The organism is Nitrososphaera sp. (assembly GCA_039938515.1).
Classification (GTDB): Archaea; Thermoproteota; Nitrososphaeria; order Nitrososphaerales; family Nitrososphaeraceae; genus Nitrososphaera.
Genome location: JBDUUL010000001.1, coordinates 141,225 through 162,127, shown reverse-complemented (window position 1 = coordinate 162,127; position 20,903 = coordinate 141,225). Strand labels below are relative to the sequence as shown.

16 protein-coding genes are annotated in these 20,903 nt (G+C 46.4%); 8 read left to right on the top strand and 8 right to left on the bottom strand.

Annotated elements, in window-relative coordinates; genetic code table 11:
• Window positions 1-160: 160 nt before the first annotated feature.
• Complete coding sequence (locus ABI361_00960) at window positions 161-868, top strand: hypothetical protein (GenBank protein MEO9319220.1); 708 nt, start codon at window positions 161-163, stop codon at window positions 866-868.
• 15 nt (window positions 869-883) lie between these two features.
• Here ABI361_00960 and ABI361_00955 read toward each other — a convergent pair whose 3' ends face one another.
• Window positions 884-1,480: a restriction endonuclease gene (locus tag ABI361_00955; protein MEO9319219.1), complete on the bottom strand. Its 597-nt coding sequence runs from the start codon at window positions 1,478-1,480 to the stop codon at window positions 884-886.
• A gap of 255 nt (window positions 1,481-1,735) precedes the next feature.
• On the opposite strand from ABI361_00955, the gene ABI361_00950 reads away from it, so the two are divergent.
• A complete protein-coding gene (locus ABI361_00950; GenBank protein MEO9319218.1) occupies window positions 1,736-3,244 on the top strand; it encodes a CAP domain-containing protein in 1,509 nt (502 codons plus the stop codon).
• Between the two features lie 109 nt (window positions 3,245-3,353).
• Here ABI361_00950 and ABI361_00945 read toward each other — a convergent pair whose 3' ends face one another.
• The 5 genes from ABI361_00945 to ABI361_00925 form a co-directional block, all read right to left on the bottom strand.
• A complete protein-coding gene (locus ABI361_00945; GenBank protein MEO9319217.1) occupies window positions 3,354-6,608 on the bottom strand; it encodes a hypothetical protein in 3,255 nt (1,084 codons plus the stop codon).
• A gap of 985 nt (window positions 6,609-7,593) precedes the next feature.
• On the bottom strand, window positions 7,594-8,742 hold the full coding sequence (locus tag ABI361_00940) for a YncE family protein (GenBank protein ID MEO9319216.1): 1,149 nt from the start codon (window positions 8,740-8,742) through the stop codon (window positions 7,594-7,596).
• Window positions 8,739-13,091, bottom strand: a complete 4,353-nt coding sequence (locus ABI361_00935; protein ID MEO9319215.1) for a hypothetical protein — start codon at window positions 13,089-13,091, stop codon at window positions 8,739-8,741. Before ABI361_00935 ends, ABI361_00940 begins: the two co-directional genes overlap by 4 nt.
• Before the next feature lie 243 nt (window positions 13,092-13,334).
• Window positions 13,335-13,562: a hypothetical protein gene (locus ABI361_00930; protein ID MEO9319214.1), complete on the bottom strand. Its 228-nt coding sequence runs from the start codon at window positions 13,560-13,562 to the stop codon at window positions 13,335-13,337.
• A 391-nt stretch (window positions 13,563-13,953) separates the two neighbouring features.
• A complete protein-coding gene (locus ABI361_00925) occupies window positions 13,954-14,148 on the bottom strand; it encodes a hypothetical protein (GenBank protein MEO9319213.1) in 195 nt (64 codons plus the stop codon).
• A 216-nt stretch (window positions 14,149-14,364) separates the two neighbouring features.
• Here ABI361_00925 and ABI361_00920 point away from each other — a divergent pair, with 216 nt between their 5' ends.
• The 3 genes from ABI361_00920 (at window position 14,365) to ABI361_00910 (ending at window position 17,415) form a co-directional block, all read left to right on the top strand.
• The gene (locus tag ABI361_00920) at window positions 14,365-14,760 is read left to right on the top strand and encodes a hypothetical protein (protein MEO9319212.1); all 396 of its coding nucleotides are present in this window, start codon (window positions 14,365-14,367) and stop codon (window positions 14,758-14,760) included.
• 602 nt (window positions 14,761-15,362) lie between these two features.
• Window positions 15,363-16,223, top strand: coding sequence for a helix-turn-helix domain-containing protein (locus ABI361_00915; protein MEO9319211.1), 861 nt, complete (start codon window positions 15,363-15,365; stop codon window positions 16,221-16,223).
• Between the two features lie 253 nt (window positions 16,224-16,476).
• A complete protein-coding gene (locus ABI361_00910) occupies window positions 16,477-17,415 on the top strand; it encodes a hypothetical protein (GenBank protein ID MEO9319210.1) in 939 nt (312 codons plus the stop codon).
• A 10-nt stretch (window positions 17,416-17,425) separates the two neighbouring features.
• On the opposite strand, the gene ABI361_00905 is transcribed toward ABI361_00910, so the two are convergent.
• Entirely contained in the window at window positions 17,426-17,695 is a 270-nt protein-coding gene (locus tag ABI361_00905) for a hypothetical protein (protein ID MEO9319209.1), read from the bottom strand.
• A 142-nt stretch (window positions 17,696-17,837) separates the two neighbouring features.
• On the opposite strand from ABI361_00905, the gene ABI361_00900 reads away from it, so the two are divergent.
• Complete coding sequence (locus tag ABI361_00900) at window positions 17,838-18,365, top strand: response regulator (GenBank protein MEO9319208.1); 528 nt, start codon at window positions 17,838-17,840, stop codon at window positions 18,363-18,365.
• Window positions 18,366-18,386: 21 nt separating this feature from the next.
• Here ABI361_00900 and ABI361_00895 read toward each other — a convergent pair whose 3' ends face one another.
• The gene (locus ABI361_00895) at window positions 18,387-19,475 is read right to left on the bottom strand and encodes a PAS domain-containing sensor histidine kinase (GenBank protein MEO9319207.1); all 1,089 of its coding nucleotides are present in this window, start codon (window positions 19,473-19,475) and stop codon (window positions 18,387-18,389) included.
• 252 nt (window positions 19,476-19,727) lie between these two features.
• Here ABI361_00895 and ABI361_00890 point away from each other — a divergent pair, with 252 nt between their 5' ends.
• Both ABI361_00890 and ABI361_00885 read left to right on the top strand, forming a co-directional pair.
• Window positions 19,728-20,060, top strand: coding sequence for a hypothetical protein (locus ABI361_00890; protein MEO9319206.1), 333 nt, complete (start codon window positions 19,728-19,730; stop codon window positions 20,058-20,060).
• On the top strand, window positions 20,057-20,872 hold the full coding sequence (locus tag ABI361_00885) for a hypothetical protein (GenBank protein ID MEO9319205.1): 816 nt from the start codon (window positions 20,057-20,059) through the stop codon (window positions 20,870-20,872). Before ABI361_00890 ends, ABI361_00885 begins: the two co-directional genes overlap by 4 nt.
• Window positions 20,873-20,903: the final 31 nt, after the last annotated feature.

The window sequence follows — 20,903 nt, the reverse complement described above, 5'->3', positions numbered from 1 at the left end:
CCTCAGTTAAGATCATCGAAAAAACTTATCTAAAAGCCAAATTGCAGTTGCTTTGTCTTTGGGCAATAATTGCCAAATGTGCAATGCCAATCTTTCCATGTTCAATAGGGGCGAGCTTTGCAATGATTGCAAGCCCTACTATGCTGAATGGCGACAAAAGATGAAGGCAGTAAGCACTCTCTCGAGTCTTGCTGACACCGAGCTTGCAAAGTTGCGAGTTTACGGCACAGTCCCATTATCAAAATTGTACCTGCAGCTGTACCAAGACCTAATCAATGAAGGTGGGGAGCTCAGCGAAGATCAAATGCTAATGCTAGACCGTATTCAGAAGGGTTTTGGTCTATCACGCAATGACGTTGGATATGAGGAAAATGTATTGCCATACTATTATGTCAGTCACATAAAGAAAACCAATCAACTACCTGTGCCAAAGCTTCAACTTGACGTACCTCTTATTTTCAAAAAGGGCGAACTTGTTCACTATGGTTCGGCTGCTGTACTGAGAGAAGATAGAGTGGTAAGTTTAGGCTACCAAGGCGGATCGCAAGGAGTCAGCATTCGCATAATGAAGGGCGTTTCATATAGAGTAGGCACTCATCGGGGTCACATTGTCAAAGAAAACCAGCTAGTACAAACATCCGCAGGTGTGTTGATAATTACAAATCAGAGGCTTTTCCTTGTTCCAACCAGCGGCAACAAACCTCTGTCAATTCCGCTTGACAAAATTCAGTTCTACCGCTGCTCAGAAAATGCCCTAGAGGTGTACAAGGAAGGCAGAGAGAAAGGGTATTTCTTTATCATGCAGTCTGGAGCTGTGGAGATATTTGGGATTTGTCTGGGGGCATTGCTCCAGCAAGAACAGCAATAACGAACAGCCATGGGCTCAATACCGTCTACTTCGGGCAGTTCGCCTCCGCTTCCGCGGCTTTTCCTCCTCGAGCATGCTCTTGCCAACCTGTACCGCGCCTTTGAGGGCTGCTTTGCCAAACGCCTTTAGAACCTTGAACGACTTTTCTGCATTTGTTTGTGCATAGATTTCAATGCCCAGAGCATCGCAAAGTTCTCTTTGATAGCGATCCTGACTGTACCGCTCCATGTCCTCGTGCCATTTCTGGACGTCAGTTCCGTCCCACAAAGTCAGACCATTTTCTTTTAAGTACTCTCTATGTCTGCCATACACCTCCCTGCCGGGCAAGTTAATGGCAAAAACGCCAGCAGATGCATTAAGGACTCTGACTTTGTGAATAAACCCATCCATCTGGCTTTTGATATTTTCAGGGCGCAAATTGCTCCAGTCCTTACATTCTACTGCGACTATGGCAAATTCAGATTCTGCCCAAACATCAATCTCGTGCTTTACAGTGTGAAAAAACCGTTTACGCCGCTCTGTCCTGAATCCCGCATATCTGAAGATCGATTGAACGTATCGCTCGAACCACTCTCCAGATTCGTCTCCGATCTTGCCTTCCTCATAAGACACAATTACCGTCTAATTTCGATTCTATAATATTGTCAGGTGTTGTCTCAGTTACCACGCACGTCGGATCTCGTTGCAAGATAGTTAATTGCCGATGTATAAGACCAAGTTAGCAGGATTACAGGCGATTCCTTTGTGTGCGCCGAAAAGTCGTACACAAGCTAACATGACTGCGAAAAATTACCTATCTGAGCGTTTCTGTTCTATAATCGCCGTGGTGTTGGTACCGTAGGTACTGTCATAGTAGCTTTTGTCGCAGTGGTTGGTACCTCGATGTACTTTGTAACTGGTCACACTTTGCCCTCGCTAGACAGGCTTGCATCGATTCCAGCCCGAATTGGAAACGTCGCTTCGACATCTGTTTCAAGTGACCAAGGCACTGCGCCAAGCCCGCCTCTCAATTCTCAGCCAGCCGAAATAACGCCGCAGCCCGAAGTGGCTCCGCCTGTCCAAAAATACATTTTCATAAGAGTCACGGAGGCTAGCGCTTGGGCTGCATCTAATGGATCTGCGACTGGAGCAATCGTGATTACTAACACTGGGAACATGGCAGCAGAGATAAAGTCAATATCGCTGCGCGGTATTGACTCACCGTCTACCGACTGGTATTCATGCAGCGGTTGCGTAGCCGCATCAAATACCGTCCTGCAGCCTGACTTTGCTCCCTCATACGGCTTGCAACTTGGCTCAGGCGATGTCCACCTGCAGCAGGGCTCGATTTCAATTGAGCCCAGCAGCACGAGACTAGTTTACGTATTGAACATAGGAAAAATCAAGTCAATTGACGCCGGCAACACCTACCAGCTTGAAGTCAAAGCAGGAAATGAAACGGACATTGAGCAGGTTCAGATATTTTCATATGCTGCACCTGTGACTCCCACTCCTCCCGCATCCCAGCCGCCTTCCCTTGACGTATTGAAGCAAACTGCGCTGGACCTAATCAATAAAGACAGGGCAAGTGCAGGTCTTGCGCCCGTGACCTTGAGCACTAATGGTGCTGCACAAGCTCAGGCGGAAGACATTGCCAGCACAATGCAAATTTCACATTGGATGACCAGCGGAGAAAAACCGTACATGTCATTTACTAGGTATGGCGGCAAAGATTATGTCGAACAGAATGTCGCACTGACTTGTTGCTTTTCAGCCGCTCAGTCAATTCCATTGAGTGCCACTGACGTCCAGACTGCAGTTAGCAACGAGGAGGATGGAATGGTAAATGGCGATCTTCAGTGCTGTAACAATGGACACAGGAACAACATTCTTGATGCACACCATACAAGCGTGAGCATTGGCATTGCTCACAACAATCTTGGAGTAGTTATGGTGCAGAATTTTGAAAACGACTATGTCTCGCTGAGCATGCCAATTACAACAAATGGCAATTCAATTTCATTAACTGGCAAGTATCTGCCAGTAGCATCAGGCTATTCAATCAAGGCTATAACCGTAAACTATGACCCGTTTCCTACTCACGATGTTTACCTTGCTAATGCCAAGAGAACATCGTACGACGGCGGGGAGCAGTTGCGCTCAGTGGTCAAGCCGGCACCGCCGGGCTACGAATACCAACAAGACTTGAGCCATCCCATCATTGAGGCATCTAACTGGAGCGATGACGGCTCGACATTTAGCGTCAAGTTTAACATGGGTGCTGCAGAGGCGGAAAAAGGGCGTGGGGCATATACTCTGATGGTCTATCTCTCAAATAGCGAGAGCAATCAAGACCTAGTGCCTGCAGTATCGTATACCATCCTCATTTCTGGTTAATGCATAGTGCCCGCTTTGCACAATTTTTGACGCCCTAAGTCACCTATAATTTCGAGAAATTTGATGAATGGTCGACCTGCATGCTCCAATAATAAAAAGAAAGGAAGTCTTAGCCGTGGGTTTGCTGCAGGGTCATTGTCAAGTCATCACCTTGCATGTAGACTATATACTGGAGACCGTATATCACCCTCTCAGCATTAGTTCCATCGAATTTGTTTGTCGCATCTCTCATGACAGATATGTAATTGCTAGCGTCGCCGCCATTGTACTTGACGCCTATCCAATCCCCTGCCTGAATTGTATATAGTGCATTGTTGGGTAGTTGAAATGAATACTTGGTTGGAGTGGAGGTCAGCTCTGAGGTGTCTATGGATCCGAAGAGCTGCAGGTCTTTTCCGTCTCTATGCTCAAAATCCGTCATTACCAAGATGTAGTTGCTGGCATCACCGCCCGTAAATCTAATTCCAATATAGTCCCCGGATTGTATCGTGTACAACAGTTTGCTGGGAAGCTGAAAAGGATAACTTGTTGATGTCGACGTCAGCGCCGACGCATTCATGGTGCCGAATAGCTGCTTTACAGAGGTGTCTGGATTGAATACCCCGATTTGAAATGTTCCGGTAGGATTGTTCACCTTTGAAAGCTGCAGCGTAATGGTGTCAATTTGCTTGTTGACAATAGAGGACGTATTTGTGATATATTCCGCCTCTACTGACTTTGCAGAGTACACGGATACGGGTTGATATGACGTTGGTTCATACATCACAACTGACTCGTGCGATGACCGCAACTGCGAATTTTCCAAGACCATGCTCAGGTCAATTAGGGCATTTGGTTGTGAGTTGTAATTCCATGTGCCGTTGTAATACGCCTTGTAAGTGGATAAATTCCGATGGAATATTCCTATGGCCACAGGCCCCTGCACATTACCTGTTTTAGCAAGCTGCAGCGTAATGGTGTCTATCTTTTTGTTAACCGCAACTGAAGCACCTGTAAAGGATTCTGCATCCAAATGGTGTCCAAAGTATACAGGCGTTGTTCCAGATGCAGCCTGATCGTCCATGACAGTTAAGGGATAAAGCGATGCTGGATGCGTCTGTTTCAGAGTCATATACAGATCATCTCCAGTATAATTCCACCACGTGGTGTTATACCAAGATCTGAATGAGTTTGTACCATCAAATTTGTTTAGCCAGTCGCGCATCACGAGAATATAGTTCAAAGAGTTACCGCCGGTGTACTTTACTCCGATGTAGTCACCTGATTGAATTGTGTATAATTGGTTATTTGAGAGCTGGAAGGTGTAATTGCTGTAAGTGCCTGTAATCGCAGAAGCATTCAGAGTCCCGAACAACGTCTTGACCGCCAAATTCTTTGAAAATACACCTACCTGTAGTATTCCAGTTGGACTTCCAGATTTTGCCATGCGCATCGTTATCAAGTCAATCGGCTTGCCTACGAGAGCAGACGTGTTGGTAACGAGCTCCATATCTGCCTGCTTTGCAGAATAAACCGAAGTGCCACCTGAAGCAGTGGTGTCAGACATTTGTGTAATTGGGTACGACAAGCCAATGGCGCTTGTGGTATAACTTACAGCCGGGCTGTCTGTTGGAGCATAACTTGCATTGCCTGCATAGTGTGCTTGTACCGTCCAGCCGTTCGCAACCGTATTAGGAGAAGGTCCAGCAGACGAGTAGCCACCAGTACCATTTGTTATCGTGCTAGCGAGGTTTACTGCACCAGTGCCTGTAAATGTGATCGAGCTTCCAGAAATCTTGGCATTTGCCGCATCGCTGTCAACCAAGATTCCTGACGCTGTTATGGTACTGCCTGCTGGAATAGTTGTCGAGGAAAGAACAAGGGAGGCGGATGTGGCGTGTCTTTGAACAGTGACTGAAACGGAATTGCTAGTCGCCTTGACGGACATACTACTATTGCCCAACGTTGCTGCAATTGTCCTGCTACCAACTGCTGAAGCAGAATAGGTATGTGTGGGCGAAGTCCAAGTACCTGAAGATATTGCAATGCCCGATGTAGTTGAGCCATCGCCCCAATTAACAGACACCGAGTCGCTGCTGACGCTGTTGGTGGTTGTGCCAGATATTGACACGGTGTCAACGCCCCATCTTGGAGAGAGGTTGCTCGTTGAAGTTATTGATATTGCTTCAGGCGCTTTGAGGACAGGATGTGTTTGTTTGAGCACCATGTCAAGGTCGTCGCCCAGATAATTCCACCATGTAGTATTGTACCATGCCCTGAACGAGTTCGTGCCGTCAAATTTATTCGACCAGTCACGCATGACCATCACATAGTTTGAAGAATCGCCGCCTGCAAACTTTACGCCGATATAATCGCCGGACTGGATTGTGTATAGCTGGTTATTCGGGAGCTGGAAGGCATAATTTGTATACGTAGTGCTCAGGCTTGAAGCATCAATTGAACCGAAGAGCTGCTTAAGAGACAAGTCAGGTGCAAAAACGCCGACTTGGACAGCACCCGTTGGGTGACCGACCCTATCAAGTTGAAGAGACATAGAGTCTATCTGCCGGCCTTTCAATGCTGACGTAATACTGACAAATTCTGTGCTCATTTGCTTTTTGGCGTAGACTGACGTGCCACCTGATGCAGTAGTGTCTGACATCCAAGTGATTGGGAAGGCGGAACACGGTATAGTTACTATTGGAGTGCCAGAATACGTATTCGGCGGATTGGTGTTAAATACTGCATTGCAGAAATCGGTAATAGTGCCAGCGTTTGTGACTGATGCACTTGTTGAAGATTCAAAACTACCATAGTTGTTAATTATTCCGGAATTATTTAAGAAACTTGGGTCAACAAGCCCGGTGATGAGGTTGTTTATCACACCGGACGGCTGATTTGCAACGGTCCCGCCGAAATACGCAAGATTTCCAGCGTTTGAAACTAGCCCATAGTTTGCCAAGCCTGCTCCATTGTACAATGTGAGATTTGCGCCGGCGCTATTCAGAACCTGTCCATAATTTGTAAAATGTATGTCTGGCGCTCCAAATTCGCCATCCAACGACAAGACGGCATTGTTGATTATCTCGCCCGTAGCATTATTATAAATCCCACCCGTAACCTCCCAGCTTCCATTATCGACCAGTATTCCAAAATTACTGAAGCTGCTTCCTCTGTTGAAGTACAAATCACCTCCAGCAGTTATCGTAAAAGATGAAGCCGCATCATTGAGTATTGTTCCGCCTTGATTCTCAATTTCGCCTCCATTTTGTACAAAGGCTCCGTTTGTGTTGATTATCGTGGAACCATAATTATACAAAGCACCCCCATGTTCAATAGTAATATTTCCATAATTGTAAAGATGGTCAAGCCCAAAGTTGTTCAAAATGCCTCCTTTTAAAACTACAATTTTGCCAGTGTTATTTAGCTGACCAATAGTGTCAGAAATACTAGTCTGCAGCGTTACACCATTTATCACATCAATCTCTGTCGTTGAATTAATCGCAGATGGCTCGGTAAGATTGCACAGATTGCCCGTTTCACTCCAATTGCCACTAATAATACTGCACGATTGCGAATCCTGTAAAATTATGATGTGAGTCGGACTTGCAGTACCGTGCGTCATCGAATCAATTGAATTGAATTGTACAGAGCTCAAAGAACTGCTGCTTGGCCGATTAACACTTGGAGTCAGAACGAGAGCAGAGGCGCGAGGTAAGTTGGAGTGGCTCAAGGTAGGCAATAACACAGCAAGAAGCAGAACCGCCATACAGGTAATTGAAACAAGGCGAAGCTTAGAACCTCGGCTGGAGGGTATCCTACCTAACGCTGACAAATTAGTCCAGCAGCCTGCAAGGTGTTATAAAACAATATACGTCAGGAATAGCCGGTAATTTGAAATCTGGCGCCAGTTGATTAAATAGTTGTTTGACACTTAGAGAAAACGGCCGAGCTTTGACGTTTTAGAAGTACTGGAAGATATGGCATATTCGAGCAGAGCCAACTATCGCTTTGTAGACTCCTTAGGTGCCACACCTTTCATTCCATTCAAAAAGAACGCGGTACAGAACGCCAATGGTTCTCAAGCCTGGCGCAAGATGTACCATTATTTTATGTTAAACCAAGAAGAGTTCATGAAACACTATCATCAGCGTTCCAATTGCGAAACGGTATTTCACATGATAAAGTCCAAGTTCAAGGACAACGTTAGGAGCAAGGACAGAGTTGCTCAGCTAAACGAGGTGCTCGAAGATTCTATGCCACAATCTTTGTGTTGTAATACAAGAAATTCACGAACTTGGCATTGATGCTAACTTTAACTGCGCCGGAAGATAGCACCTGAGCGTACGTGCAAAATTATACAATAGTGTTTAAAGTCGCTTTCGCAAAAGGACAATCAGGGTAACTGCAACTCCAGCTACAATGAAAGAGGTTGATGATGAGAACTCTGGGGTCGGAAGCTCTTGTGACCCAATTGATAGCATAACGTATGTGCCTGTAGTTACTGCATAAAGGTGGCCTGAATCGCCACTAAAAGCCAACCGATTTGGATAATACTTCTCACCAACCATTAGGTTTGAGAAAGTTGTCATGTTGTCTGATTGATTCACTGTAAAGATAGAATTTCCGTAATTTTGGCTAATAAATGTCCGATTATGCGCTTCGTCAATCGCAATTCCGCCCGATGAGCCTATCGGAATGCTCTTGCCAATGACTGTGTTGCTTTGACCGTCTACAATACTCAAAGTTGCTGAGGGAACAGGCAGGTCGCCAGATCCAGCACTCGTGGAGGTGCTTAGAGCATAGACCAGATTGGATTTTTCATTGACTGCCAAATCGGCTATTCTTGCTCCAACATGCAGCGGGATTGTTCCGATCACGCTGTCGGAATTGCCATCAGCAATCAGCACCTCGCCGGATGAGCTTGTTCCGAGATAGATTCGGTTAGTCTTCATATCCACTGCTACTTTGGAAATCGGAACTTGAGTTGTAATGTTTGAGATGATCTTTTGCGTGGCACCATCTAAGACAGTAGTCTCGTTGTTGCCATAAGTGATATAGATCTTGTTCGTCAAGTGGTTAAGCGCGATGCCCGTTGGCAGATTAGGAATTGTGATCTTGTCAACGACTTTGTAAGTTGCCCCATCTATTACTGAGATATAACTCGGATGGCAATCGCATTCATAAGTTACATAGAGCCTATTTGTGGTAGGGTCCACAGCCAAATACGTTGGTTCGTAATCAAACTTCAATTCGGGACTGACATCAAGTAAAGAGATATTACCAATGACTCTTTGGGCCGAATCATCAAAGACAAATACGGAATACCCTTGCAAATCCGAAACAAAGACCTTGTGAGTGTTGTTATTAATGGCTACATCGAATGGATGTACTCCAACACGGAACGGATTAGAGGTTACCGCCTCCGCACTGACATGTTGAAGAATACCCAGCTGAAGAAAAAGGGCGGCGGAGCCCATCATAAATATTGCACATAACCGCTTCTTTGAGATGCTCATGCGAGGTTCAATTCGCTCTTTAATGCTGCGATCCTATTGTCCAATAGGAATAATATCCTATGTTGTGTCTGGTTGTTAACCAACAGAACGCCATGGTTGTCCCCACCTGAATCGCCGACAATCTTTGTCCTCACCTCCAATAGTATCTGTAGCGCACCGTATACGTCCCCCTTTTCCATAAGTGATTTGGCCGTCGCAAACGAGCTGTGGAAATATAGCTTGGATGCTTTGGCTGACATCATATTGGTGAAGTTTGAGTCTCCAGATGATTGGACTGCGTTATCAATTGAAAGTACCATTCCGGCCTCTACCCGCTTTAATGCGGATGCGTCCAGTTCATGTGGTAGTGTTCCAGGATCTGCTTCACCGTTGCTAAAGTATCCAGATACGCTGTCCCTGAAGTCATATTTCAAGTTGGACCAATCGTTCGCTCCTGTGAGTACGGTAAACAGAGTGTTATTGCAGAAGGAATCGCCGCCCGCATTATTGATGTTTTCAACTACGTGTGTGTCCACCGGTCCGCCGTGCCTATTCCAATCAACTGGAACACCACCCGTACTTCCTAAGTCAATTGAGGCGTTTGTTATATTATTTCCAAAAGCAGTTTGGAGCCCCGGCGGCGTAGATGTGCTTACACCCGCGGGTTCACTCAGGTTTGATTCATTCAGAGACGTTAGTATCGAGCGCGAATAATCCAACGGCCTGTCGGAAACGATCCTTATAGTCGAGAAGAAATAATTCATGACGCTGAGATAGTTCGGCTTGCAGTTTGTGCCATCAGTAGGACCACCATGATTCAACCCCAGATTGTGGCCCAACTCATGCATGAACGTACCTTCTTCATCTGACACGGAAGCAGGCGGGTTAGTAAATGCGGCCAAAGTTATCAGAATATCGTTTCCATTAATATCTGCTATACCGGTGGCATTGATATTCATTCCACTTTGTCTCTCGCCAAATACAGCATAATGAAATATTTGCCACTTGGCGGTCAGGTAGCTACTCTCCATTATCGCGTTCTGGCTGTATTGCCTCTCCGCCGATGTCCCGAAGAAGTTTGTCTTGATGTCGTAGAAGGTTGTAGGGCTAAGGTTAAGATAGTAGTGGGCACCGCTGTCTTCACCAACATTATAGTGCAGATTTACGCCTGTCAGGCCATCAGGGTTAGTCACTGGAGAATTGGCAAAAGCGGTCCTGACATCTTCCATCCCGGTGTACTTGCCAGACGTTGTATTGAAGTAAGGCTTGAAACCGGTTGTATAATCAGCCTCAACGTAAATGTCCTTATGATTGTATACTGGACAAACAGTATCACAGGGATAGGAGTAAGTGCTTCCATTGTAGTTGATGTTTAAGCCGCTTCCGCTCTTCCAGTAATCACATATCGAGTCCCCAGAAGTATTTCCTCCGCGGCTAGAACAGCTGAGTATCGGGATCCCCGAAGGTTTGAATCCCACGTTACTTGCAATGAGGTAGATTGACGATGGACTAGTGGTGGTTTCCCTCCAAACAATCGGTTCAGAGTAAACCCAATGAGTAATGCTACCATATTCTGGTTCATGTAAATAAGTTGAACTAGTTAGAAAATTCCCGAATGGTTGATTGTAACTGCTCCAATTGTTCAGAACAAATGTGGTTTGATAAATCGTATTATTAGTTACAAAGCTCAGGTAGGCATACTTTCCAATCGCCGATATTGTTGGATACAGAACTTTTCCCGGAACGTGAGTAGCTGGATAAGTGAATGAACTGCCGCAAAATGTAAACGATGCTAGACTGCCACCGGCATTTTTCCCGATATATCCACCGATTACGCATGTGCCGTTGCTTGTTACACTAAATATACTCGTCTTTGATTGATTGACAAACAAGCCTGCGCCGCTGGTGTGCAAAGTGGATGACCAAGCGCTTGTCAATGTCCTGTATGCAAAATCAGATTCGTTGTATCGAGCATACAGCACAAACAGCTTGGTCCCAGGAGATGTACCATATTTTGATAGGCCAATTGTTGCCGGGTTTGTTAGCCCGCTATACAAGGTTACGCTGGGTGACCAGGCTCCTCCGAGTGAGGTAGACGATCTAACTAAGGCAGAATTATTACTGCTCGTCATTACGTTGAAACCAAGATAGTAAGTGGAGTTCACTTTTTCAATGGAAGGGTAGAACTGCTGACCTGCGTTTGTTCCGGTTACTGCTAACGCACTTCTGGCAGTGGACCATGAAATAGAGGTACCGCTAATTGTACCGTTCCTCGTAAGGACGTTTGTTGAGCTTGAATACGCAATCATTATTTTGCTACCTTCGCCATATACCGTAAAGTAAGAATTTGATGCTAACGCGCCTGTTCCGCTAGATACCGGCGTACCCCAGGTAATGCCTCCATCTGAAGTATACTTGTAGTAGATGTTGGTTCCATTATAGTAGAAAATCCAGTTGTATGTGCCATCAAAGTAGCTCGTGCGCTGTTCACCGCTTGAATCGAGACGAGAGTCTGACGAAGCAGTTGTAGGGATAACAAAAGTTGATGACCAAATCTTGTACGGGCTGGAGGTGCCATTGACGTAAATTACAGGGATAAACGATGAAAGCCCAGAGTTAAAGGCCCTATGCGGCGTTTCAATGCCATAGGGTGAGGCCCCGTGTGTAGTGAATGCCTGAGGTGAGGTCCAGGTATTGCCGCCGTTCGATGATTCAACATAGTTTACTGCATTTGATTTGTTGTAAAATACGAAGACGTTTTGGCTGGGATCCACCATAGTGGAGATCGGACCGCTGACCTGAGCAGAATCAAGCTGAGTCGCATTTGACCATGCACCGCCAGAGTACTTACGGTATTGGAGGGTGTTGTCATTCTTGATGTAAGCCAAATGGACCCTGTGCGAAGAATCATAGTCTGAATCAAAGTTGTCTATTGGACTTGAGAGCTTGTCTGTTGTAATGGTAGTCCGAGAGGAATCCCAGACGCCGCTTATGCGTTTTAGAGAAAAGAGACTGCCATATTCGTTGGCGTTGGTCTCGACAATCATTTCATCTGCATTTGATGAATTTAGAGCGTGTAAATTCATGAATTTGTCTGCCCCTCCGGGTCTGGCGCTAAGAGTTACAGTTGAGCCGAAAGTGCTTCCACCGTCATTTGAGGTAACTTCACAGAATGCATTAGAGTTGTAAATATATCCATAAACTACACTGACGCTACTATTTCCTGTAACCAAAACCGATGGGTAGTAGGTGTTTGTATTTACGGCCCCACATTCACCCAGATCGTGTCTTGAGCTCCAGGTTATTGTATTTCCAACAGGTATTCCGTAATAGTGTATGATGTGGCCATTGCCGTTACTTCCAAATACTATCTGCAATCGGTTAGCGTAAGTGCCTGTTTTGATATAGTCAACGTCCAAGTTGTTTTGATTGATTTGCGTATCAAGAGCTGGTGCAAAGGTTGTCCAATTCTTTCCATGATTAATGCTTACTGCGTACTTTAGTGAGGTACTTTCACCATAAAAGAGCCACCAGCCCCCATCGTTTGCTACAATAATCCGATGTTGTTGACCAAATTCATCATACGCCTTGTCTGTTGTCGTGACGACGGTATACGGATCGATGCTGAAGTCAGAAGCCACATTGAACCTCAAAGTATTTGACTGAAAGATAGGTTTGTATGAAATTGCATCAGACCAGTCAAAGCCTACTCCACCCACCGTGTTTGTAGAGTTGTCGCCCGCGCGTTGTCCGATTATGATGCGGCTAGCATCGGAGGAAAGCTGGACCGCATGATTGTTGCTTTTAAGGAGCGACAGAGTGCTATTATCAACCACACTAAAATCAATTTCTGACGGGTTTATGGCACGGCCTTGGATAGTGAGCTTGTAACCATTAGCATAACCAGAATCGGTCCGGGTCTTCCATATCATATCAAGAGATATTGTCGGTGAAACAAAACGCTGATCTATCACTGTCGAATTAGCGAGAAGTTGCCAATTTCCATTTGAAACATTGTTGCCAGTGAGAATTTTTGGCACCAGAGTAAGTAGGTTGCCATTTGCGTCTCCGATTGACGCCTGCCCATCAGGATAGAACGTGTTTGTCGATGTTACGTTAAGCCGTGGCGAACCAAACAAGATAGTGGAAGGGAACGTAAGGTTCTTGCTGATACTAGTACTTGTTGGCGCCAATGGTTCTGGGACTATTAACGCATGGTCTGCAGCATTTGTTGCTAGCGCATTAGGATTGCGAGAGCCATTTAATAGGATTATCGCAGAAGAAAGCATCAATACGATAAATATAACAGCCGATATCTTGCTTCGGCTAATTCTGTTACCAGTCGTATTGATTGGGGACCCTTTTGTCAACGTGCACCAAAAAAGGCAGGAAATATATAAGTAATTAGTTTTAGTACATTGTTCGCTAACAAGTCGGCTTTTAGCGATTTGGTCGTTTCTTGAAGTTCTCTAAATTATGGACCAATGTACGCCAACAAGCAGCAGCGAATTTTCTCCCGCCGCACTTTAATCCGACGATTTTGGTAGAATCTTTCGATTTTCCATTTTGTTAAAAAAAGCCTTTTTGTTAAACAAATCGCCCGCTAAATTGCATTACTTAACAAAGCTTTCCGAACCAAAGTTATTCCCAAGAATCATGACTTTGCCAGTAGAAATGACCATCTTCCAAGGATTTCCGTTCTTGTTGATTGCCCATAGTCCTGCTCCTCCGGGAAAGAATGCTGTACCGAAGACACGAATGTCCGGTATTTGCGTGCTGGCATTAGGGAATTGTATATTCATCTTCTTCAAATGGCGGAGAAGATTGTCCGGCGTCGTCAATTCCTTATTTTTTGATAAAATTTAATTGGTTGACAGCTCTCATGTAGCTAATGACGAGGCTTCTGCAAAGCCAGAAAGATCTGCGGCCTTTTAATGATCCGTTTTTTCTATGCTTTGCAATTTAGGACCGCGATTATATCCCAAAATTTTCCCGTATCCCTCTGGGCCCGCGTTCTCTTGCCGGTATGGTCGTAAAACAGTGTCCGTGCCGGTGCAGGATTATTTGCATCCGCAAGCCCTACAGAGTCAAGCCAGCGACTAAACTGACCCGCATAAAAGGTTCCCCTAACGGGGGCGCTCCAGAGGTTAGTCGGACGAGTTCGCATTAAATGCGCTGATCCTACTTCATAATTCTAGAATGCTGTTTTTGCGTATTCACTTTTGGATCTGCTTACGATATCACGGGCGCAAGTTCCTCAATTCGCGCCGTCCACTCCCTTATTACAACGTCGGCGGCCTCCGCGCCGAGCACTACAGCAAGTGCGGATTTGATCTCCTCAAAAGTCGAGCTTGAATCCTGCGCGCATCTAACGCCGCATAACCGCTCCATCATGGTCATGATGAGTTCTTCCCCTATGGGATTCAAAACTTTGATCGTTGAGTGCAGTGTATGGCAAAGTACACTGGGATCGTTTACATTTGCCATTGAGACTGAGGATTTCACGGTCGAATCGAGTGTCCGGTTTTGTAATATAAGGTGATGTAGGTATGCCCAGCTTCATACAGCGCTTCATATCGCAGCCCTTGTCAGATTTTTTGGCTGAAATAGCAGTTCATGGAAAGTCAACCCCCAAGAGCAAATATGGAGGGCGAAAGCAAGAGAGACATTGGGATAAACTACTATGATCTTGCAAAAGCCGTATCCATGGCACACAAGAAGATAGCAGGGGCCATAATTGTCCGAAAAGGCAGCCTTCTTGCAGCTGCAGCTCGCCCCGGAATGCCGATGCCGGAGAAAAGCAAGCTGACCGAACTCATACTTCAGGCCGAATTGATCGTCAACATTTCAAAAAGGAATTCAGACATCTTTGGCGAGGTCGAGGTTCTGTTCGTCCAGCACCGTATGCTAAGCGTGATGGTCGTTCCACTGAGTCCCGAAGTTACACTGGCGCTGGCAGTTGAAGGCAAGGTAGCCAGTGACTATGAATACGCGGACCTGACGAAAGAGATTTTTCAACTTATCAACGACAGCAAATAGTCTTCATGCCGTGAATGCGTATATATCGCATTGAAGGACATCCCGACTTGCTTTCGCAACAGCTGTTGAACATCAGGAATTCGTGCTAAATGCTGCAGGATAGTTTGAGGGGAACCCGCGTGCTCTCGCAGAAACTATTTGCCAATGATTCTAGGAGCCCCCGCATTCGTCGCGGATACGGAAAACGCCAAAGCGTGAAACATCGGAGAGGGGCCTCCGAATGCTAGCGTTGCCAGCAACTCGTGACTGCCCTGGGAGACCGCGTCACGTCAATGACTGACGTAGTATAGGACTTTGATTTTACTAATCTATCCACTTTTGATACGGGCAAGATAACGCCGAGCGGCGAGAACTTGCAAGGGCATGTTTTGACAACGCTCGTATAACGCGCGGCTCAATTGAGAATTACTCACCTGGCAAGGTTTAGCGCTACTTTCATGCATCGGGTCCTGCGATATCCTGTGACAACCGGCTCGAAGGCTCTCAAGCGCTAGGGGTGTCATGAGAGACGACTCTTGCCGATTTTGCTAAGTTGTATGTCTGGAAACCTTACAAAAAACTGTTGAACTAGACAGAAAACTATGGAGCCTTACAGGCGAAGAATGATGCCCAAAATCGGAAACATGACACAGAATCAGGTAACAGTAGCGAACTACACGGACGGCGCTGAACTCACATCCATCGAGAGTATGCGGCTACGCCTTGAGGGCGAGCTTGCCGCTGAACTGAAAAAACTCGACCTCAGCTCCAACGAGTCCAAGATCTTGCTCTTCCTTATGTCGTCAGGGAGCAGCACAGCAAGTGAGATTTCCAAGCACACCAAAATCCAGAGAACAGACACTTACCATTACATTTCGCTCCTGCTCTCAAAAGGTATCGTTTTTTCGACCTTTAGCAAGCCCCAAAAGTACTACTCGCTTTCTTATGAGGAGACCGTAGATTATCTGGTCCAGGCGAAAGCAAATGCACTCAAGGAAGTGTCCGAGAAGAAACACGACTGTCAGAGCAAACTTGAACAGATTGCCAAGAACGTCACAAGCGGAAGTGAGGACAGTTACCAGGTCTTAAGCGGCGAGAACATTGTATTCACAAAGGTCTCAAAGACACTTGATCAGCCGCTCAAATCGCTCAACGTCTTCCTCACCGACCGCATGCTCGCCAAGTTCTACCATGAGGGTTTGATTGAAAAGATTGCGTCCAGCGCAAAGGCCGGCTGCACGGTGAAACTGAAGACGTCTGGAACCGCTCCCTCCGACGATGAGGACGTCGAATCAGGCGTATCGAGCCTAGACGTCGAGACGATCAGAAATCCGTCTCCTGCAAGCTTTATGATAGTCGACGGCAACAAGCTTGTCTTTATCATCGACAGGAGCAACTCTTCGGGCAGGGAAATCTCGGGAATATACACCAACAACGAAGTAATGGTATCGACCCTCGAGTACCTTTACCAAAAGATTGCCTAGAAGGAAGCGCGGAACCAACTAGCCAGAACGTTCCTTTTCTTCTTTTATTGTTCCACGCATAATGACGGCAGCATGATGTTTTTTCCAATTTCGTGAGATTGATATTTAAGCAGTGAAATTTCTCTTGATTTCACGAAAATCGTTACCAATTTCCAAGTCAGTTTTCTCATAGTGCTGCACTGAGCTAATGCATATCTTGTATGCCGAGATAAAGGTTAAAGTAGTACCACCCATAATACCCGATGTCAAATTCATGCAATCGTTCCTTAATTCGGGTATCAAGCAGCCCACCGATCGGACACTCCGGGACGCGTTGCTCTCAAAGTCAAACCTGCTGCTGGCTGATGACAGAAAGCTTGGGGACGAGCTTGAGGCCATTACGGCTCTTTTGGCACTGATTGACCCGCCGCCGTCAAACCGTCTTAGGTCACTGGATCTGAAGGCAGGCGACCTCTCGACCTATTACTTCGCAGCTTTTTCTTCCGGCCTGAGCATGGAAGATTCCGTTTCAGTTTACCGTATCGTCAAGTATCTAGTCAGGTACATACTGTTCGCCGACAGATACTACGAAACAGGCAATTCCGACTATGCCGTGTACTCGCGGCAGATGCTGGCAAATGCCAAAAAGGAAGCGGGCAACTACCTCGGTTACTCTCTCCCTTGTGCTATTCGACAATTCACTCCTTTTTGGCAGTTCGAGCAGATCATCCGCAAAAGAATGCTGCGTGGGACGGTTTTCTCGAAGGCGGAAATAGCTCATCACAACCTGTTCAAATCCTCTGACGCTCGTCACATTTACGCCGCAGTCCTTGAGGGCAAGTTGCCCAATTATGACAATAACGTTACAACCATCCTTCATTACAACCAGGCGCTTCAGGACATTTATGACGACCTGGACGATATCGCCGAAGACCTTTCAGACAGGATGCCTAACGTGTTCATAATGGCGGCCAGCAGCTTTTTGCCATTCGCAGAGTTGCGCAAGTTAGACACGGACCAAGCAGAAGAAAGAATACTCGACTCCAATGCTTCCGACATTGTGATGCAGGTTGCAGAAGGCTACAAGAGGAACATTGACGCAATAGCAGTACCTAGGGAGTATCGGTTCCTAAAGGTTCTCTCGGCATATTATTTCCAGAAAATCAGCCAAGCGATGCAGGCAAAGGCGATTGTGTTAACCCACGAGGTCTAGCTCGCAACCCCTAAACGGTAGAATTTCCTTTAGTGATTTCCCGGTCAGGCTCCTTTCTAATAGTTGAAAGACGGGCCTTTCTCACTTCATCTTCGAATCTTCGCATCAGCACCTGCTGACCACTTCCAAATATCGTGTCCAAAGCAGAGCCGAGCTTTTCCTGGGTAAATGTAGACGTATTGTCGAAGGATATATTGTGGTATTTCTGAAGGTATGATAGTACAGCATCCCTCGAGGGTTCGCCAAGTAACGACAGGGTTTTCTGCAGCGCCCTCTGCATTATTTCCGGAGAGTCTTGGTGCCGTGATGGCATAAAATTTCCTAGTAGATTCTGAGTACGCACAGTCAATTAATGCTCGTGTGTTATTTCAATTACGTACCACAGGTTATGGTATACCCGGTGTCTGTACCGGTGGTTTATAATGAGAATCCTAGTGGCTGAGGACGAGGTTGAGATAGCTTCCCAGTATGAATCTGTCTTGACCGAGCGAAATCACGAGGTTATAGTTACCCATGACGGTAACCAGTGCCTAAAGGCATTCTATTCAGAACTTGACAAGGTTCAGGCCACGGAGAGTTATTCGCCTCTTAGGGCGCCCTTTGATGCAATCATACTTGATTACAGGATGCCAAAGAGGGACGGCATGAAAGTGGCCGAAGAAATTTTGGCAGTTCAGCCCAAGCAGAGGATTCTGTTTGCTTCCGCGTATGTGCTTGAAACTCTGGCTGATTCCGTCCGGACTCTTCAGCAGGTAGTTGAGCTTATCCAGAAGCCGTTCGAGCTTGATACTCTTGCAGACTTGGTCGAAGATAAATCCATCTGGCAGGGCCTAGAAGCAATAAACGCCAATGTAAAGGCCATCAAAGATCTGAATCCAAGTCACAGAGAAATCAGGGATCTGTTAGAAGGGCTGCGCAAAATCCAAAAGGGCAGAGCGCTTCCGCGATAAAAGAGTCCGTTCCGAGCGGACCTACTTTTGCTTTAGTGGAAGCGTTATAATGAACTCAGCCCCGCCTTCCGGCACGTTTCTTGCCTCAATAGATCCCTTGTGCGCCGTAACTATTGACTCGCAAATGAAAAGCCCGAGGCCGGTGCCCGAATTAGAAACGGCCTCCCCGTGATCCTTTGTGGCAAACTTTGTAAATAACCTTGGGAGCATCTCGACAGGTATTCCGGGTCCTGAATCTCTGACCCTGATTTCGAGCGGTCCGTCGGACGCCAAGAGCCTAGATGAAACCCTGAGCGCACCGCTTGAGGTGAATTTGATTGAATTATTTACAAGGTTTGAGATTACCTGTGTTATGCGCGACCTGTCTGCGACTATTTCCTGGTCTGCTTTCTCAAAGGAAAGCTCGAACGACAGGTCCTTTTTCAAGTCGGTTCTTGCCGAATCAACAATGTTTTGAACTAGGTCGTTAATTCGAAGCGGTTCCATCTTGTACGAAATCTGATTGGCCTCGATGCGGCTGACATCGAGAATGTCATTGGCAAGCTGCTGAAGCCTGCGGGCTTCCTTGAGGACACCATCCCAGGCCTGCTCCTGAGGTATTTTGCCCCTTTTTGCCAGAAGGGCAAAGCCAAGTATGGGTTGAATCGGAGTCCGCAGTTCATGAGACGCGATTGCGATAAACTCATTTTTCAATTGTTCTTTCTGCCGGGAATTCTCGTTTTCATATTTCGCTCTCTCCCGGGCAGCGTAGTTAAATGAGTCATCCAACACGACCAGACTTATTTCCGGCTTTTCGTCGCCGTGGTTTTCCCCAACGGCATGAATTATCGCCGGAAATTTGATTTCCTCGGAGCGCTTTAGCCATGCCCTGAAAGACAGAGCGCCACAATTTGGGAAGTTCCTGATGAAACTTTTGAAGGAGGTCTCATCGTCTGCACATAAAGTCTCAAAGCTCTGTCCTCTTAGTTCCGTCCCACCGCGTTCAAAAAGCGACATGAACATTGAGTTAAGGTCAACAATCGAACCCCGAGCATCCAATCTGCACCAGGCGACGGGGATTTCCAATGACGAGATGCGGCCGCCACTTCTTGACAAGGGCTCAATTACCAAATTTCCGGGATCTCCGTTATGAGACGCTCGTCACTGAATCCATAAGGATATGCGTGTTTCCCAAGGTCACAATCGCCGGGCTGAATATAGCCATGAATCATCACTAATGGTACTTTGAACACACGGTGGACGATATGAAGCCGTTGTGCGTAATTTGGTGATCCGGTGTAGACCTGCTTACATCCGCAGAAATAAATCCGATTTTGGGAACAGACTGTTCACGCTCCAAACTAGGAATGTGCCAAGAAAATCATGCTAGATGACAAAGATCGAAAAAAAACGTTGACGCTTCTCAAGCAGGCTATAGACAGCTCCCTAGGAGGCCTAGGACAGAGCATTGAGAGAACGATAAACTGGCACATGAGTAACAAGGGCGTCTTTACGTCAATGAGCGACTGGGATATTGATAATTTTTCAACAGAACTGGCGGGCCTGGTCGGCCCGGGTTCGGAAATGATTCTAGAAGATGCGGCTGATAGGTTCGAAAAGCTGAGCGGGTTAAGACTCCCAAAGCAAAACGGGATATCGGCGCTGGAAAGGATTAAGCGAATAATGAGGATTCTGGGAGGCGACACCGTCGCATGACAAACAACCCTGTAGTAGTCGACCTGAAACGGGAGCGAAAATTGCTCTTAATCGTACTTTTGGGCGCAATTGGCGCAGTCAGCATCGTAATGCTCTCAGCTATTGGGGCATCATACAGTTCAAATCTAGGCGACATCACACGGGTCGCAACTATTACGACCGCAGGGGTTCTTTCAGTCAAGGTGGTATCGTCGCAAGGCGTAAGAGGGCTTTTTGGAAGAGCCTATGTGGGCCTTGCAGCGGGGCTGCTTCTCTGGGTCTGCGCTGAGTCAATTTGGGCATATACTGAGATAGTAATTGGAGAGAAGGCACCTTTCCCCTCGATAGCCGACGCCTTCTGGCTTGCCGCTTACGGGGGCTTTGGATATCATCTGTTCGCGCTGTCGAAATTTTTCGGCAAGGGAGTAAAGAGGTACAAGATAGCAATAGTGAGTATAGGCATGGCCATCATGTGCTACTATTATGTCAGCAACATCATTTCATCTTCGGCAAGCGACCCGACAGCCACTCCGACGGTAATTGCAATTAGCATTGCATATCCCGTGCTTGATGCCATACTTTTCATTCCGGCGATAGTAATAGTGCTCAATTCGGGCCGCGGCAAGCTGACTTCAATACCTTGGATATTTATCGCATGGATAATTCTCGGAATCGCTGACAGTATGCTTGGCTTTGTCCAGCTGACTGGATTCCAAGGCGACACAACGTTTGTGACAATGACCTACAACGCTGCATACTTGGCGTTCGCCGCTGGACTGGTCTGGTATCTCAGATTCTTCATCTCCGCAAGAAGACTGGTAATAAAGAACTAGACCAGCATCAAGGCAATGTTGGGAACAACTA

Bases quoted from the DNA above. Each gene is read 5' to 3' on its own strand.
- ABI361_00960 (MEO9319220.1), top strand. From the start codon at position 161: ATGAAGGCAGTAAGCACTCTCTCGAGTCTTGCTGACACCGAGCTTGCA.
- ABI361_00940 (MEO9319216.1), bottom strand. From the start codon at position 8,742: ATGAGCATCTCAAAGAAGCGGTTATGTGCAATATTTATGATGGGCTCC.
- ABI361_00920 (MEO9319212.1), top strand. From the start codon at position 14,365: ATGGAGGGCGAAAGCAAGAGAGACATTGGGATAAACTACTATGATCTT.
- ABI361_00915 (MEO9319211.1), top strand. From the start codon at position 15,363: ATGATGCCCAAAATCGGAAACATGACACAGAATCAGGTAACAGTAGCG.
- ABI361_00910 (MEO9319210.1), top strand. From the start codon at position 16,477: ATGCAATCGTTCCTTAATTCGGGTATCAAGCAGCCCACCGATCGGACA.
- ABI361_00905 (MEO9319209.1), bottom strand. From the start codon at position 17,695: ATGCAGAGGGCGCTGCAGAAAACCCTGTCGTTACTTGGCGAACCCTCG.
- ABI361_00900 (MEO9319208.1), top strand. From the start codon at position 17,838: ATGAGAATCCTAGTGGCTGAGGACGAGGTTGAGATAGCTTCCCAGTAT.
- ABI361_00890 (MEO9319206.1), top strand. From the start codon at position 19,728: ATGCTAGATGACAAAGATCGAAAAAAAACGTTGACGCTTCTCAAGCAG.
- ABI361_00885 (MEO9319205.1), top strand. From the start codon at position 20,057: ATGACAAACAACCCTGTAGTAGTCGACCTGAAACGGGAGCGAAAATTG.